Here is a 14928-nt window from a genome sequence, read left to right as displayed (position 1 = left end):
AAAAGCATAACAAAAACCTAGAGCATCATCTTTGCTCTAGGTTTTTTCGTTAGTACACTCTCACTCGGTTTTTCTTGATCACCACACCTCGCAATAGTTTCCCTGACTGCTGGTTTTGAACCGATACCGTGTCGCCTACTAAACCACTTTCAAGTGCCGTTCCCAACGTCTCTAACCGTATCGTCTGTGACTGGTAAACCACATCAACGGCCTGACCTTTCTCCACATCGTAATCAAGATACAAACGTGATGTGGTCAACAGTTCCCCCTTATTCACCGAGCGCTTCAGCTTACTTCCCACGACTTCACTGGGTTTAAAAAATACCTTTTTATCGGTGTAAAGCGTAATCGGCTTTATTGCGATGTCGGAGGGAGATAAGCGCTGGCCTTTTCGCAAAGCTTTATCGGCTGTCACAGCCCAGATAGTGAGGCTGGCTGACGAAGTTGCAGATAAACTCCACCTCTGAGCTTCACATCGTAATGTCCACTTCTGCTTTCCCAGTTTAATCTCACTACGATGATGAATTGCGACTGGTTTTGAGCAAGGCTCGAGTTGATGAATAGCTTTTGAAAAACGAATGCTGACATCGAGTTGATACTGTTGCGGGTAGCGGTAGCGAACTGTCTGCTCTATCAGCGAATGAATACGAGTGGAAAGGTGTTGTTCGAACTCAGAACTCGAAGCAACAGCGGCTTGCATATTAGTGATGCAGCCGTACGCGATAAGCAATATGAGTAATAATCCGGTCTTAGACATTAATCCTTAACTTATGTTTTCCAAGCGCTTCCTCCATCGCTTGGTGCTGCATCAGCATGATATTACCTTGGCGCTCCAGCTTGGTCTTACATTGTCCAATTGATTGTTCAATCTGCTTATCCAAAGCTTGAACTCGTTGCAGCACCCCACCTTGTAGTTTTGCCTGTATCACTTTGGTGTATAGCCTGTCCTGACAACCCAGCCGCTTTGCCATTGCGTAGCGCTTTAGGTCGGCTTCAGCCAATCGATGAGTTAGTGAAGTGATGGTTTGGTTAAGCGACTCTAATTTTTGATATTCTCGATTGAGTATCGCCGCGCGAATATCGTCTAGCCCAGAAGATAGTTGCCGAGAAAACTCCAAAATATGCTGACCATAGGTAATGTAGCCTATCAGCGTGCTTTTATTGCCCATGGTCTAGTCTCGCTATAACTTTCGCTAGCTCATCCATATCAAACACCAACTCCCCTGAGGCTATTTGCGCTTTGATTTGTTCAACCTTGGCGCTATCAATATCTTCAACTCCATCAAAAAAACTTTTCGCATTTTCCAACAAGTCCACTTCATGTTGTGACAGGTTTATCTGCTTCACCTTGACCTTTTGGTCTGGCTCAACCTTTTTGTTTTGAACCACATCAACTTGGGAATGCGGAACAATATGCTTCACATTGTCGATCTTGATTTGACTCATATCCCGTTACTCACTTTGCTCGCTACTAATTAACTATAACGGCAAAATTTCACGTCTGTTTCACCTTTTTCTTAGTAACTTGATAACGTTGTCTCGGCTAGGGCCGCTAAAACCACGATGAATGGACTTCAACGATAGCTCTGGGTTATTTGCTAAATGCTGTTTAAAGCTGCCAAACTGCTCTAATTCAGGGTGGGTACAAAAAGCAATGAGTTGATTTGCTCGTACTTTTTTTGTTTTTAGTACTTTCGAAAGCGCTAAATACAACTTATTGACGCGCTCAAGCAGTGCTTCGATATGTTGTATCGCACCCGATTCATTCACTAGTAAACGACCAATAGTGTCTAGTACTGGATAACTGGCTTGAGCTTGAACAGCTATCGGAGCACCCTCAGCGTAACGCCCACCCTGTCCGGAAACGAAAACTTGGCCGTCCCACGCACGCCAATGCTCATCTCGCATTCCAATCACAAACTCTTGTTGTTGATTAAGTCGTAACTGCAAATGGGCATACGCAAACATCATCTTAAACTGCTCTAACAAGACTTCACGGTCTTCTGTACGCTCAAAGGCTAACGCCACCAGCCGATTGTTGATGTAGAGCGACACCACCTCATCTCGTAAACGCTCTCGTTGGAAATCGAGCCCTGGTATCGTAAATTCAATGAGAGGATTATCGGTTTGAATAGGAGCAAAGCTAGAATCTACGACATAGTGACCAAACAAGCGCTTTTGACTCCAAAACAGTAACTTCTTCTTGATGGTATCGATTTGGTTGGCTTGATCTGGACTGTAATGCGCCAACTCAGCAATCTGTCTAAGTTTGATAAGTTCACTAGCGACAGTTCTTAGAACTTCTCCGGCCATCATTAAGCGGCTATACATCTTGTGCGAATCGGACACCTCTGCGATAAGCTTGGGGCGTTCTTGCAGGTTCATCTGCATCATTTGCTGGTGTAACAAGACTGATGAGGGTTGGCGTGTCGAAAGCTTTTCAGGACGTTTTATCTTGCCCGCACTCGCTGGATTGACCTGGTTTTTCCTCTGTGTAATCCCGGTTAACTTCATCCTACCTCTCCCACTAGGTCAATCGTGGCTCGTTGGCAAAGTTGAGCTTGATTATCTCTTCAGACTGCATCTGCTTAACAATGTCGATCACTTCTTTTCGAGCCTGTTCTACCTGACTTACGGGCACAGCACCGATACGTACCAAATTTTCTTTTAGCTCGGTAGAAACCCGCTGTGGCATAGAGTTGATGATGTACAGGCGGCAATCTTTATTTGTCCCTTTAAGGGCGTAGGCCCATAGCTCAAGACTGACTCTTTCATTAATGAGGTTGATAGTTTCAAGGTCTTGATTAAACAGAGTGAAGAAGTCAAACATCGCCTCTTCTACCAGCTCAGCAGCTTCTTCATCGTGGTCGTGAAGGAATTGGAATAAGTTGCTCTTATCGCCGGAATAGCGATTAATAAGATTTGCCACCACCTTAGAGCCTTGTAAGCTTGCTGAACCACCGCTGTGATAGTTGATTTTGCAACGATCGATAAGGTCCTTTAGCGTCTCCATTAACCCAGAGGTCAAAACCTGTGTTTTGGATATTTGCAGAATCAACTCGTGGCACTCTTGTTCATCATATTCGTCCATGACTCTAGCGCTGTACTCAAGTGGCAAATGAGCAATCAGTAACGCCTGCAAATTAATGTGTTCTTTCTTGAGGTCGTTGACCAACAAATCAGGCGGAATCCAAGCCAGTTTTTCTGCGTGCGAACGAATCTCATCACCGTAGATTTCGGATACCAAATCCCGCGCTAAGTTACCATTGAGCGTCTTCTCCAAGACATTGGTTATATATTGTCTTGTCCCACCCAGAATGCCCGAGTGCTTTCTAAAATCATCAAAAAAACCGGACAGCGAAACCAGTGCATCTTTAGCCTTAATGTCTTTCATTTTACTCATCGCATGAGTAATCTGTTTGATCTCTTCATGGGTGAATCCTTTGAGAACTTCAGATCCAATATCTTCACCCATGCTCAATACCAACATGGCGACACCATCCACAGACTGATAAGTTTGCTTGTCATCCATACACGTCCCCTCTGATAATCCTTTGCTATGCCTGAATCCACGTTCGCAAAATCTCGGCTACTCGATTTGGGTCTTCTTTAGCGATAAGTTTCAGGTGCTTGATCTGCACCTCTAGCGGGCTATCGGCCGATGGCAAATTGTCATCCAACGCTTTGATACCCGTAGCATCAATGCCTAGTGATTCCAGTTTCGACTGTAAGGCCGCTTCTGCAGCGCGCTCTTCTTTGGTAATCACATCATCGTATTCCATGCTCTCGGCTTCTTGCTCCTCCTGCTCAGCGGACTTGGTTAAATATTGAGCCAGCGGGCGCAAGACCACCATGATCATTAAACCACTCAACATCACGCCCAATAGATACTTAAGTGGCTGCATTATATTGGTGTTTTCAAACCACGCTACGGGGGCTTGATCTGGAATACTGGCAACCACAAACGGGAAATGTGTGATGTGTATGGTGTCACCGCGCGTTTCGCTAAACCCTATTGCAGAGCGAACCACATTTTCGACATTAGTAAGCTCTTCCGGTGTCCAGGTTTGATTGGCGTTAGCCAAGTCATTGACGACAATAGAAACAGACAGGTTTTGTAACACGCCCTGTTGATGTTGGATATGACGTACTTTGCCACTCACCGCATAATCTCGTGACGTTTCGCTGCGATTCACCTTAGCGTTTGGCTCCGGCTGAGGCTCGCCGTCGGTCACTGGGGGCGTGTTACTCAAGGCCCCCGGAATACCCAGAGCCATTGAGGATTCATTAATATCGTTAAGCAAAGTTTCCTTTCGCACGACTGGATCAGCATAAATCTCTTCTGTCTCTTCTATGCGTGAGAAATCAATATCACTAGCGATTTGAACTCGGAAATTACTGGCACCTAGAATTGGGGTCAGCATATCTGTGGCTTGCGCAACTAAGGTTCTTTCTAGGTTACGTTTATAGTCAGATTGCTTACCTGTAGTGACTGTGATATCCCCAACGGTAGCATCGTTAGATAATAAGCGGCCATGCTGGTCAACGACTCTCACATGTTCCGATTTAAGACCAATGACAGCCCCAGATACCAAATTGATCACTGATTCAACTTGAGTCGGTTTGAGATCCATTCCATTGATAATGTGGACGATAACAGACGCTCTTGGTTGCTCTCCGTCTTCACGCATAAACAAGCTTTCTTTCGGAATAGCAAGATGCACCCGAGCTAAGCTGACCGCACTCATAGTGGTTATACTGCGTGCTAACTCCCCTTCTAACGCATGACGGTAACGGGCATTCTCCATAAACTGGCTTTCACCAAGGCTTTTTGAACTATCGAGCGAATCAAAGCCACTTGGCAGTTGTTCTTTTAACCCTTTTGACGCCAGAATCATGCGAATTTTGGCCACATCACCTTCTGGAACCAATATTTGACCATCATCTTGGCTGAGCTGGTAACGTATTGATTCTTCGTCAAGAAGCTGCAGAACTTGACTAGAATCGAAGTTGGCTGACTTGCTATACAGTGGTCGAAACCGCTCTGCTGATGTCCACAGCATAATGACAATGATCGCCGCCGTTATGGTGGCGAATATGGTGATAATAATGACATTGCGTTGCGAGCTTTGCCAAAATGTATTAAGCCAGCCAGAAGCTTTGTCGAGCTTCTCTTTCGCCGCCCCCATATTGTTGGCTAACGCTGGTTTTGTTTCTAATTCTGCAGCCATCGCCGTTCCCTAGCCTAAATGGGCATTTTTATGATGTCTTGGAAGTTCGACACCATTTTGTTTCGCACTTGCATCAATGCGTTAAAGGACAATTGCGCTTTTTGCGACGCGACAGTTGCGCCTAAAAGGTCATCACTTTTACCTAATTCTACGGCAGTTATCTTGTCAGACGCGTGAGCTTGGTATTTGTCCACCGTATCCAGGATCCCTTTAAAAGCGTGGCTGAACTGCAATGCACTCTCTGAAACTGGGTTGACTTGGGTATTGTCATGAATAATGCCCTTTACCGCTGCCGATACCACCGTTTGATTGGAAAATGGATTGGTCGCGATTTGTTGCTGATTGTGCATTTTGCCAATTAGCTCTTGTTGTAATTGCATTGCGCTGATTTTTTCCATTACTCGCTCTCCATCGCAGCATCACTTACGTACCAATCGAATTTCTACGCGACGATTTTTGTCACGACCTTCTTCAGTGGTGTTGTCATATTTAGGGTAACGGTCCCCATGTCCGCGTATCTCTATCATCTTTTTCGACACCCCATTTTCAACGAACCACTGTGCCACATCTGACCCACGCTGCTTTGAAATTTGCAGATTAGCCACGGAATCCCCTGAATTATCGGTATAACCATCTATCAAAATCTTAACGATTTTAGGGTCACGTTTTACCAGAGAACTTATGTCATCAATGGTACGTTTTTGCAGTTCCGTTAAGGCCACAGCACCACTCTGAAAATGCAGTTCAACGCGACGTGCATGTTGAAAGTTCACGGGAGGCAAACCAAAGCGGCAATGGTTAAATTCATCCAGTGCGGGTCTGAAATTCGTGGTCGGGAAATAGATATCAAAATCCATAGCATTAATGTTGAACCAGGCTCCACTAGCCATGTCTTCTAATAGCAGCGTCGCACCATCTGCCGTGACTAAAGCGGAACCTTGTTGTTGGATCTTTTCAATGGTGGTTGTGGTATAGGATTTAGAAATACCCCAGACTGGCTCAGTGGTGTTAAACGAAGTGGAAGAAGGGAGTGAGCGTACGCCACGTTTCTCCACTTTGATTTTTAAAGGGTTGGCAGCCAGTAGAACAAACTGTACCGAAAAACCGGTATGAGGGTCGAAAGATTGCAAGACACATTGGTCAACAGATTGATTAAATTGCCATTGCACACTATCAAACGGAACAATATAACGCTGAGCGAGAGCCTGTGTAGGCATCATCACGTTAGCTACTATCAGGCTAACCATCATCAAACGAATTAGGTACAAGGCCCCAGACATAGACAGTAGTCGAGCCCCGAACCAATTCGGTAATTTTGTATGACGAGGTTTAGCCATATCGCTTCTCATATCAAATCAAACAGAGAAATGCCGGCGACGCGCGCAAAGGTTTTTTGCGTGGCTTCTAGAGCAATCATACCTTGGTTAAGTTCCACCGAAGCTTCTGCATAATCCAACTCCTCAAGTTCTGAGCGCACCGTTTCAGCAAAAAAAACCATATCAATGCTGGTTTCTTTGAGTCTATCCAAGGCGTTATATTGGCTACCAATATCGGTCAAAGACACTAACAAGTTCTGATGCAGAGCTTGATTAGTATCGAGCGCACTATCTAATGCTGCCGTAAACCCAGCTGTCGGAACTTCCAACTCGGCGATTGCATTGTCCAAATCAGTAAAAATAGCGTTGGTGCCGATAATATCCGTTATAGTTAGATTGCTTGGCACATATTGGTCATCGCCAACTTTGGTTTCACGATAATCTGAATTACTGTTTAAGGTATAAGGCGGTGTTGTCGATATGGCTTGGTTTGTTATGTCTGTACCTGAAAACAAATAGCTTCCTTCATTCGCTTGATTTAACGTGGTGAGCATCTCTGTTTTCAGCGATTTCAGCTCTAACACTATCCCAGCACGACTTTGTGCATCCAACGTACCATTCTTACCTTGAAGTAGTAGCTCATTGACTTGTTGGGACAGCTCTTCTAACGTATTCACATTGGTTTCATAGCGCGTCAACTGAGACTGCACATTCTCAATATTGCGCTGGTATTGCTGATTATCAGAGACCGTCTTTTTTAGTCCTTCAAGGCGCACCGCCGCAATCGGGTCATCGGAGAGATGGTTAAGCTTCAACCCAGTCGACATCTGCTCAAACACTTTATTAAGACGAATGTTGTTATCCATTAGCGAACGCTGCATAACCGCATTAAATTGTGAGTCCGTTACTCGCATCACTGCTCTCCTAAAACGCTTTTAACAAGGTCTGAAACATTTGATTGGCCGTACTTATCACTTTCATATTTGCCTCATAGGCATTGAGATAAAGCAACATGTTCGCAGCTTCTTCATCCGAGTTCACCGCGCTGACACTATCTCTGGCGACTTGCGCATCTTCCACGCTAATTTGTGCTGCTGTCGCTTCACTTTCAGCTTGTCGGGTAAAAATACCGATGTCTCCCAACAACCCCGAATAAGCGCTATAGGGCGTTTTACCAACAACCGACCCATTGGTTAACGGTGTTTGAGATAGCATGGAAAGATCTTTGAGAACATCACCGTTTCCGGAAAGCGTTGCACTAGAAGAGAACGCAAGCTCTTGTGCGCTAATCGCAGGGTCGATGGCAAGCGAGTGCGCCTCACTCCCCGTCGTGTAAGTAAACAAGCTTTGCCCAGCGACTCCATTAAGATCAAAGCCCGTATTTAAGGCATTATTGACCCCGTCAGCGAGCCCTTTTGCGAGATCGGCCAACGTCGCTTTAATCGGCTCGTATTGGCTCAGCTTTAAGGCTTCTAGCGCACCAAGTTCTCCACCTAGCGAGTCATCAACCGCAGTCGTCATTGACTGGAAAGTAATTGAAAGATCGGTGCTGTAAGGGTCACCACTCGAAAAGTCGCGAGTTAGTGAAGCCGAAAAACCACCAATAACTAGCGGCTGTCCATTAGGCGTGGATAACTCAACGCCTCCCGCGGTGTATATCACTTGCACATCCAGCGACTTTGAGAGCTCGTTAAGCTGCTTGTCCATCTCATCTTGTAGTCCTGCTACACCTTTACCGAGCAGTGCGTCTTCTTGAAGTTTTTGATTTAGAGCTGCGATACTTTCAAGTTGGCTGTTTACATGAGAAACGATGGCTCCGTATCGTTCGCTTTGCGCCGCCCCTTGCTGACTAAGTTGAGCTGAAACTGAGTTGAATTGCTGTGCTAACGCATCTGCGTTAGTTAGCACTTGTTGTCTAAATGCGATGTTCTCTGGAGTCACACTGGCTTCATCAATCGCGGCAAAAAAACCATTCAGACCCTGCGTTAAACTCAAACCGTCAGCACCCAACAGATTTTCAATATTAGATAAACCGTCAAAATAGCTTTGTGAATATTGCGCCGATTCGGTAGCTTCGCGTAAACGATTAATGGAAGACTGCTCTGCAATCCGAATAATATCGCCCACTTCAACACCCGCCCCCAAATTGATCCCGTTGACGAAATTTCCAGACGATGTTGCTTCTAAACTGACTATCTGACGACTATAACCCGGTGTATTCACGTTGGCGGTATTTTGCGCCGTCGTGTTTAACGCCACACGATTGGCAAGTACACCACTGAGTCCAATATTGACCATTCCCATTATTTACTCTCCTTATCTAGAGGACGGTTGGGAACTTGCGATGACAATTGCTTGAATATCATCTCGGCGAGCCCAAATGAGGATTGGCGGCTAATACGCTGCGCCAACTGGGCATCGAGCATTCCTTGAAACATGCCATCCGATTTCATGGACAGCGGATTGTTTTCATCACTCATAGCCTCGCTAGCAGAGCGCATACGAGTGAGCATTTGTTGCAGAAATAACGCCTCAAATTGCTGCGAAGCGGCCAGCAATCCCGCCCCAGAATTATCGTGTTTCATTCGGGCTAAGGCATGATTGTCTAAATAGAAATTCGCGACATGTTGGCTCGCCTGCATATGAGCAGGAACCGAACGTTGTTCAGAGAAAGTTGCCAGTCCTGCTCGTTGCGAACTTTCAACCATCAAGGTTTCAAAACTCGCGGTTTGCGCTTGTGCAGGGCTCGGCGAATGTAATGACGACGCCACTACGGATACGTCAGCTTTGGTGGATGCAACGTTCTCTATCCCAGGCTTAATTTCACAACGCTGCTTTACTGTGAAAGGAACTTGGCTAGGTAATTGGGTTATTAAAGTCAGTGCGTTTGAATCAAGCATTAGATCACCACCAAATCACCGTTGATAGCACCTACTTCATCCAGCGCTTGTAAGATTTGCATCAACGCTTCTGGAGTAGCGCCAATATTATTAATCGCATCGACGATTTCTTGCAGATTGGTACCACGAGGCCACACCATCGTTGTACCGTCATCTTCATCGACGCTGATTTGAGTATTTTGGACAATGGCTGTTTCACCCGCAGTATTGAACGCACCTCCCGGCTGTGACACCGACTCGGATTCTAAAATTGTCACGGTAATTCCACCTTGGCTTACCGCCGCCTCGGAAACCGTCACATTCTGGCTGATCACTACAGTGCCTGTTCGCGAGTTGAACACCACCTTAGGCAAACGACGACCTTCTTCGACTTGCAACTCTTGAATCATCGCAACAAACATCACTCTGTCTTCGCTATCAATAGGTGCGGATACTTCAACTTGGCCTTTATTGAGCGCCTTCGCAACTTGCCCACCAAATGTCTGATTGATCGCTTTGGAAATGTTCAGTGCAGTTTCGTAATTAGGCTGTTTGAGCTGCAAACGAATCGTCGGATCCCGGTCAATACCGGTTGAGATTTCTCGTTCTAAGGTCGCACCATTGGGTATGCGGCCAACGGTCGGGGTATTTCGAGTCACGCTGGTGCCGTTTTCACCCGTAGCATTAAACCCGCCAACTACCAAGCTACCTTGAGCCACCGCATAAACTTCACCATCAATACCTCGAAGTGGAGTAAGTAACAAAGTCCCACCGCGCAGGCTTTTGGCATCCCCTAACGAAGACACCGTTACGGTCAGGGTTTGACCCGCTCCTTGATGTGGCTCGACCGCGGCAGTAACACTCACTGCGGCAACGTTTTTCAGTTTAGGGTTAGTGCTGTCGTCAAGTTGCACGCCAAACTGTTTGATCATATTCACCACAGACTGCTGGGTGAACTTCACTTGCGATTTATCGCCGGAACCATCTAGCCCAACCACCAAGCCATATCCAATCAGTTGGTTTTGTCTGTCGCCGTAGACCTCCGCTACTTCAGCAATCGCTCTTGCGGCCAAAGCTGATGGTGCCCAACTAAGTAGCCACAAAGGCAACAACAAATGGATGAGGTAACGCCATTTCAACGTCATCATTAAAACGGCATCCAAGGTGAATTAAAGAATTGAGTCAGCCAGCCAGCGGTATTAGTATCGGCAAAAGTGCCTCTGCCTGCATATGTGATACGCGCGTCTGCAATACGTTGAGAAGAAAGTGTATTGTCGGCTTGAATGTCATCAACTCGCACATTCCCCGTCAGTCGGATGTATTCATCGCCTTGATTGAGTTTCAGCCATTTCTCCCCTCGAACTCTGAGCACGCCGTTAGGCAGTACATCATATACTGTCACCGTAATAGAGCCTGATAAGCTATTACCCTGTGTAGATGCAGCGGCACCATCAAAATCTCGTGTTGCATCAAGAGCGGCGCTGCCTTCAGCGTAGGTCGTCGTGCCAAGAGTCGGCGCAGCAATCGTCGCGCTGGAATCTTTACCATATTGAGTCGAAGCACTTTTATCAGATTCTGTTTTCTCATCAAGCACTACGGTAAGGATATCTCCCACTCGATAAGCGCGGCGGTCTTGAAACAAAGTCATGGCCGTCGTTCCGGTATACAAACTGCCCTTGCTAACTCGAGTGACCTGATAGTCTAGCTCCGGCGGAGCATACGCTTCATCATTAGGAGACGGTGGGATAAATTCATCCTGGCGACCTGCGCAACCAATCATATTCACGACCAGAAGTGCGACTACTGCGATGTAATAAAGCACACCAATCGCATGAGACTTTGCAAGCCCCGCTTTATTCGCTTTTTGCTTTTCCATCTCAGCTTCCTTCATGCCTGACTCGCCTTGGCGCTATGACTGCTGAGCTATGTATTGCAGCATTTCATCGGCTGCACTGACCATTTTTGCGCTCATTTCATAAGCTCGCTGAGTAGCAATCATGTCGACCATTTCCTCCACCACTTGCACATTAGAGCCCTCAAGTGCGCCTTGCTTTAATTGCCCTGACCCCTCGGTTCCTGCTACTAGCTCTACCGCTTCCCCAGAGCCTTCCGTTTCAGCAAACAAGTTGCCGCCTTGCGCAGCGAGTCCCGCTGGGTTCATGAATTTCACTATAGTAATTTGGCCTAACGCCTCTGGATTTACTTGCCCCGGAATCGTTGCGGTTGCTACGCCATCAGCAGTAATACTCACTAACGTAGCTTCTGGCGGAATGACAATTTCAGGGATGAGTGGGTAGCCTTGTGTATTGACCAACTGTCCATCTGAATTGGTTTGAAATTGTCCATTTCGCGTGTAAAGAAGCTCGCCATCCGAGTTCTCTATTTGGAAAAAACCATCACCAAGTATGGCTAAGTCAAATTGTTGGTTGGTGTTTTGAACACTTCCCTGAGTAAAAACTTTTTCTGTCCCCACTACGCGAACGCCATTTCCTAACTGAATACCTGTGGGATGTTCATTCAGCTCGGTGGTTTCTGTACCCGCCTGCTTATCGACGCTGTAAAACAGGTCTTCGAATACCACACGATCTCGCTTAAAACCGACCGTATTGATATTGGCTAGGTTGTTAGAAATGGCGGTCATTTTCGCATCTTGTGCAGCCATCCCTGTTTTGGATATCCATAAAGCACTGTGCATAATTTTCTTCCTTAGGCTTTAAGCAGCTTATTCCCTATCTGAGCGATTTCATCGGCCGACGCCATGACTTCAATTTGCATTTCGTATTGTCGAGTGAGTGACATAATGCTGACCAGCTCTTCGAGGCTTGATACGTTACTCGCCTCTAGATACCCGGAACGTACTTGAACCGTAAAGTCTTCAGCTAACACGCCGCCTCCTTTAGGAACAAAGTGGCCGCTGGCATGCATGGTCATTTCATCGTATTCAGGCTTGACTAACTTGAGCGCACCTACTTCGACCGAGGCTTCTCCACCAATTGGAGTCACTGAAATCAGGCCATTTGCACTGACGGTAATAAACTCAAAATCGGGCAGAACCATAGGGCCTTCGACCGACATAACACGGCGCTCACCAAGATAAAGCTGACCATTGCCATCCAATCGAAAATTTCCCGCTCGGGTATACAGTTCATTCGGTTCGCCATCCAAGCCTTCTAAGGTAATAAACCCATCGCCATTAATAGAGACATCCAAAGGGCGCTCGGTGCGAATATCTTCACCTTGCGCAAAGTTATTAATTGACGAGTTGGTTCTAGAAGTCACGGAAGTCAAAAACCCTGAGCCTTCCAAACGCATTGGTGAGGAGTGTTCCATCAGGGCCTTAAACCCGACCGTGTCGGCATGAGAGAGGTTGTTGGCGCGAACGTGCTGAGCGAGCATGGTTCGCTCAGCACCTTTCGCTGCACTAAACAGTATTGGATTCATAGTCCTACACCACGTTGAATAGCGCTTGTGTTAACTGATCTGAGGTTGAGATAGATTTGGTGTTGGCTTGATAGTTACGCTGTGCGGTCATTAGAGCCACCAACTCAGAAGTCAGATCCACATTCGAGCCTTCCAAAGCCCCTGATGTTAAATCACCGAATACGCCACTGCCTGCTGTACCTAAAACTGGAGTTCCGGAACTAAAGCTTTGTAGCCATGCAGTATCACTGGTTTTAATCAGGTTTTGAGGAGCCGCAAAGTCAGCGAGTACTACTTGCCCTTGTAGTTGAGATTGTCCATTGGTGTAGGTGGCAAAAATACGTCCATCATTCTCCATTCGAACACTGGCATAATCACCAGAGGTATAGCCATTAGGGCTATTTTTGGACACCACAAAGTCACTACCAAACTGAGTAACCGACGATAAATCTATATTGACTGTCACACCGTTTGCGCCATTAGCGGGGTCAAAACTCACACTATAGTTCCCCCCAGATGCAATGGTTCCATCTGCGTTAAAGGTAAAGTTAGCACTATCGGTGGTGGTTGGAGAGCCAGCCGGAACCAGAGCATCAGTCCCATCTATTGCTTGACCGTCCACTAAGACGTGGACATCCCAGTCATTGGAAGCTCCTTTCACAAAGTACTGACTTACTGTGTGTGGATTGCCCAACGAGTCATAAACTGGGGTAGTGTAAGAGTGGTTGTAGGTAGAAGAATCGCTGTAATCAAATGCCGCAGCAGGGACTTGCTCTCGCGCATCTAAATTAGCCACAAACTCGATGCTGTCAGTCTCTCTTGCTTGCAATGAAGCCGTACTGATTTGTACTGTGCCAACCGAACCCAAGAGCAGATTATTATTACCATCCACCGAGTAACCTTGCAGCGCGGCACCGCTATTGGCGGTAATAACACCATCGGCATTCATATTGAAAATACCCGAGCGGGTATAGAGAGTTTGCCCTTTGCTGTCTTCTAAAACGAAGAACCCATTGCCACTTAAAGCCATGTCAAGTGAACGCCCAGTGCCCGTTACTGTGCCACTTTTCTCAAAGTTTTGCGACACACCGACTACTTCAACGCCACCAGCTTCACTCCCACTGTAAACCGACGCAAATTCGGTTCTCGACTCCTTAAAGCCTGTTGTTGAAACATTAGCAATATTATTGGAAATAGTGTTGAGCTCTGAGTTAGAGGCATTTAGCCCACTCAGTGCAATACTAAAGCTCATAATGTCATCCTCTTCATTCAAAAGAGGCTATCTCCGCTAACTCTCTGGTTAGCGGAGAACGACAGCCGTCATCTTACTTACAAAAACTTAAAAAAGGTCAAAGACCAAAAATACTTGCGAAAATACAACTTAATTAGAGAAGGCTGCCACGTCGTAAAACGCCACCATACCCACTCCTTGCACTTGCAGGTGACTTGTTCCACCTACAAGCGGTGTTGTCACCTGTTCAACCTTGCCATGCTGATAAATCGCTGGCTGGTAATTTTGTCCACTGTCCAATATCACGTTCATTTGGTACGAGCCATTCAGCCCCATCGCTTTGGCATCAAAAGCAAAATCAACACGCCCTGCGCTATTGGGGCCTAACGCAACAGTTTTCACTTGCCCAAGATGATTCACTAACTCGACAGTCACAGTATTGGAAGCGGCCTGCAGTTGAACATAACCTGTGTGTGTTCCCTCACCCGATGCTGACAGTTGGTCACTTTTGACGGTGACTGTTTTGTCCACCAAGGCTGCAGTACTCAGAACTTGCAAGTTATCGAGCATCGTAGTGTTGTTTTGCATCAGCTGAACTAAGTTCTCTGTGCTCTCAACTTGAGAAAACTGTGCCAACTGCGCAACGTATTCCGTCCCATCAGTCGGGTTCAACGGATCTTGGTTTTCAATCTGCGCCACCATCAAGGTGATGAATTCATTCTTTAACGCCCCTGCACTGTTCGGGTTTTCTTGAGGGGGCAATGTTGAAGCAGACTCAATATTATTGACCTGCGCCGCTCCGGATATAGTCGTCATAGGTACGTTCCTTAGAAATCACTGATTCGCAATAG

General features: G+C 46.4%; 17 protein-coding genes. All 17 read right to left on the bottom strand.

All coding sequences use genetic code 11. The features are described from left to right. Positions 1-49: 49 nt before the first annotated feature. Positions 50-757, bottom strand: coding sequence for a flagellar basal body P-ring formation chaperone FlgA (gene flgA / locus HW45_RS21905; protein ID WP_038229768.1), 708 nt, complete (start codon positions 755-757; stop codon positions 50-52). Further along, a complete protein-coding gene (locus HW45_RS21900) occupies positions 750-1169 on the bottom strand; it encodes a hypothetical protein (RefSeq protein ID WP_038229766.1) in 420 nt (139 codons plus the stop codon). Before HW45_RS21900 ends, flgA begins: the two co-directional genes overlap by 8 nt. Next, a complete protein-coding gene (locus tag HW45_RS21895; protein ID WP_038229765.1) occupies positions 1159-1446 on the bottom strand; it encodes a flagellar biosynthesis anti-sigma factor FlgM in 288 nt (95 codons plus the stop codon). The genes HW45_RS21900 and HW45_RS21895 overlap by 11 nt, the downstream gene beginning before the upstream one ends. Before the next feature lie 60 nt (positions 1447-1506). Continuing rightward, the gene (locus tag HW45_RS21890; RefSeq protein WP_038229763.1) at positions 1507-2514 is read right to left on the bottom strand and encodes a hypothetical protein; all 1008 of its coding nucleotides are present in this window, start codon (positions 2512-2514) and stop codon (positions 1507-1509) included. 13 nt (positions 2515-2527) lie between these two features. Beyond that, the gene (locus HW45_RS21885) at positions 2528-3532 is read right to left on the bottom strand and encodes a FliG C-terminal domain-containing protein (protein WP_006074317.1); all 1005 of its coding nucleotides are present in this window, start codon (positions 3530-3532) and stop codon (positions 2528-2530) included. Between the two features lie 25 nt (positions 3533-3557). Then, entirely contained in the window at positions 3558-5231 is a 1674-nt protein-coding gene (gene fliF / locus HW45_RS21880) for a flagellar basal-body MS-ring/collar protein FliF (RefSeq protein ID WP_038229761.1), read from the bottom strand. 14 nt (positions 5232-5245) lie between these two features. After that, complete coding sequence (locus HW45_RS21875) at positions 5246-5629, bottom strand: flagellar hook-basal body complex protein FliE (protein ID WP_038229759.1); 384 nt, start codon at positions 5627-5629, stop codon at positions 5246-5248. A gap of 21 nt (positions 5630-5650) precedes the next feature. Next, positions 5651-6568, bottom strand: coding sequence for an OmpA family protein (locus tag HW45_RS21870; protein WP_038229757.1), 918 nt, complete (start codon positions 6566-6568; stop codon positions 5651-5653). Between the two features lie 8 nt (positions 6569-6576). Next, entirely contained in the window at positions 6577-7461 is an 885-nt protein-coding gene (flgL, locus tag HW45_RS21865; RefSeq protein ID WP_038229755.1) for a flagellar hook-associated protein FlgL, read from the bottom strand. Between the two features lie 10 nt (positions 7462-7471). Then, positions 7472-8851, bottom strand: a complete 1380-nt coding sequence (gene flgK, locus HW45_RS21860) for a flagellar hook-associated protein FlgK (protein ID WP_038229753.1) — start codon at positions 8849-8851, stop codon at positions 7472-7474. Then, on the bottom strand, positions 8851-9447 hold the full coding sequence (locus tag HW45_RS21855) for a rod-binding protein (protein ID WP_235225520.1): 597 nt from the start codon (positions 9445-9447) through the stop codon (positions 8851-8853). The genes flgK and HW45_RS21855 overlap by 1 nt, the downstream gene beginning before the upstream one ends. Continuing rightward, complete coding sequence (locus tag HW45_RS21850) at positions 9447-10574, bottom strand: flagellar basal body P-ring protein FlgI (RefSeq protein ID WP_051868283.1); 1128 nt, start codon at positions 10572-10574, stop codon at positions 9447-9449. Before HW45_RS21850 ends, HW45_RS21855 begins: the two co-directional genes overlap by 1 nt. After that, on the bottom strand, positions 10574-11206 hold the full coding sequence (flgH, locus tag HW45_RS21845; RefSeq protein ID WP_051868310.1) for a flagellar basal body L-ring protein FlgH: 633 nt from the start codon (positions 11204-11206) through the stop codon (positions 10574-10576). The genes HW45_RS21850 and flgH overlap by 1 nt, the downstream gene beginning before the upstream one ends. A gap of 129 nt (positions 11207-11335) precedes the next feature. Next, a complete protein-coding gene (gene flgG / locus HW45_RS21840) occupies positions 11336-12121 on the bottom strand; it encodes a flagellar basal-body rod protein FlgG (RefSeq protein ID WP_038229751.1) in 786 nt (261 codons plus the stop codon). Between the two features lie 11 nt (positions 12122-12132). Next, a complete protein-coding gene (locus tag HW45_RS21835; protein WP_038229749.1) occupies positions 12133-12867 on the bottom strand; it encodes a flagellar basal body rod protein FlgF in 735 nt (244 codons plus the stop codon). Between the two features lie 4 nt (positions 12868-12871). Continuing rightward, positions 12872-14098: a flagellar hook protein FlgE gene (gene flgE / locus HW45_RS21830; RefSeq protein ID WP_038229746.1), complete on the bottom strand. Its 1227-nt coding sequence runs from the start codon at positions 14096-14098 to the stop codon at positions 12872-12874. A 129-nt stretch (positions 14099-14227) separates the two neighbouring features. Further along, a complete protein-coding gene (locus HW45_RS21825) occupies positions 14228-14893 on the bottom strand; it encodes a flagellar hook capping FlgD N-terminal domain-containing protein (protein WP_038229744.1) in 666 nt (221 codons plus the stop codon). Between the last annotated feature and the right edge of the window lie 35 nt (positions 14894-14928).

Origin of the sequence: Vibrio sp. ER1A (genome assembly GCF_000733315.1) — a bacterium.
Lineage (GTDB): Bacteria > Pseudomonadota > Gammaproteobacteria > Enterobacterales > Vibrionaceae > Vibrio > Vibrio mediterranei.
The sequence above is the reverse complement of the archived record's forward strand: the minus strand, read 5'-3'. Positions and strand labels throughout refer to the sequence as shown.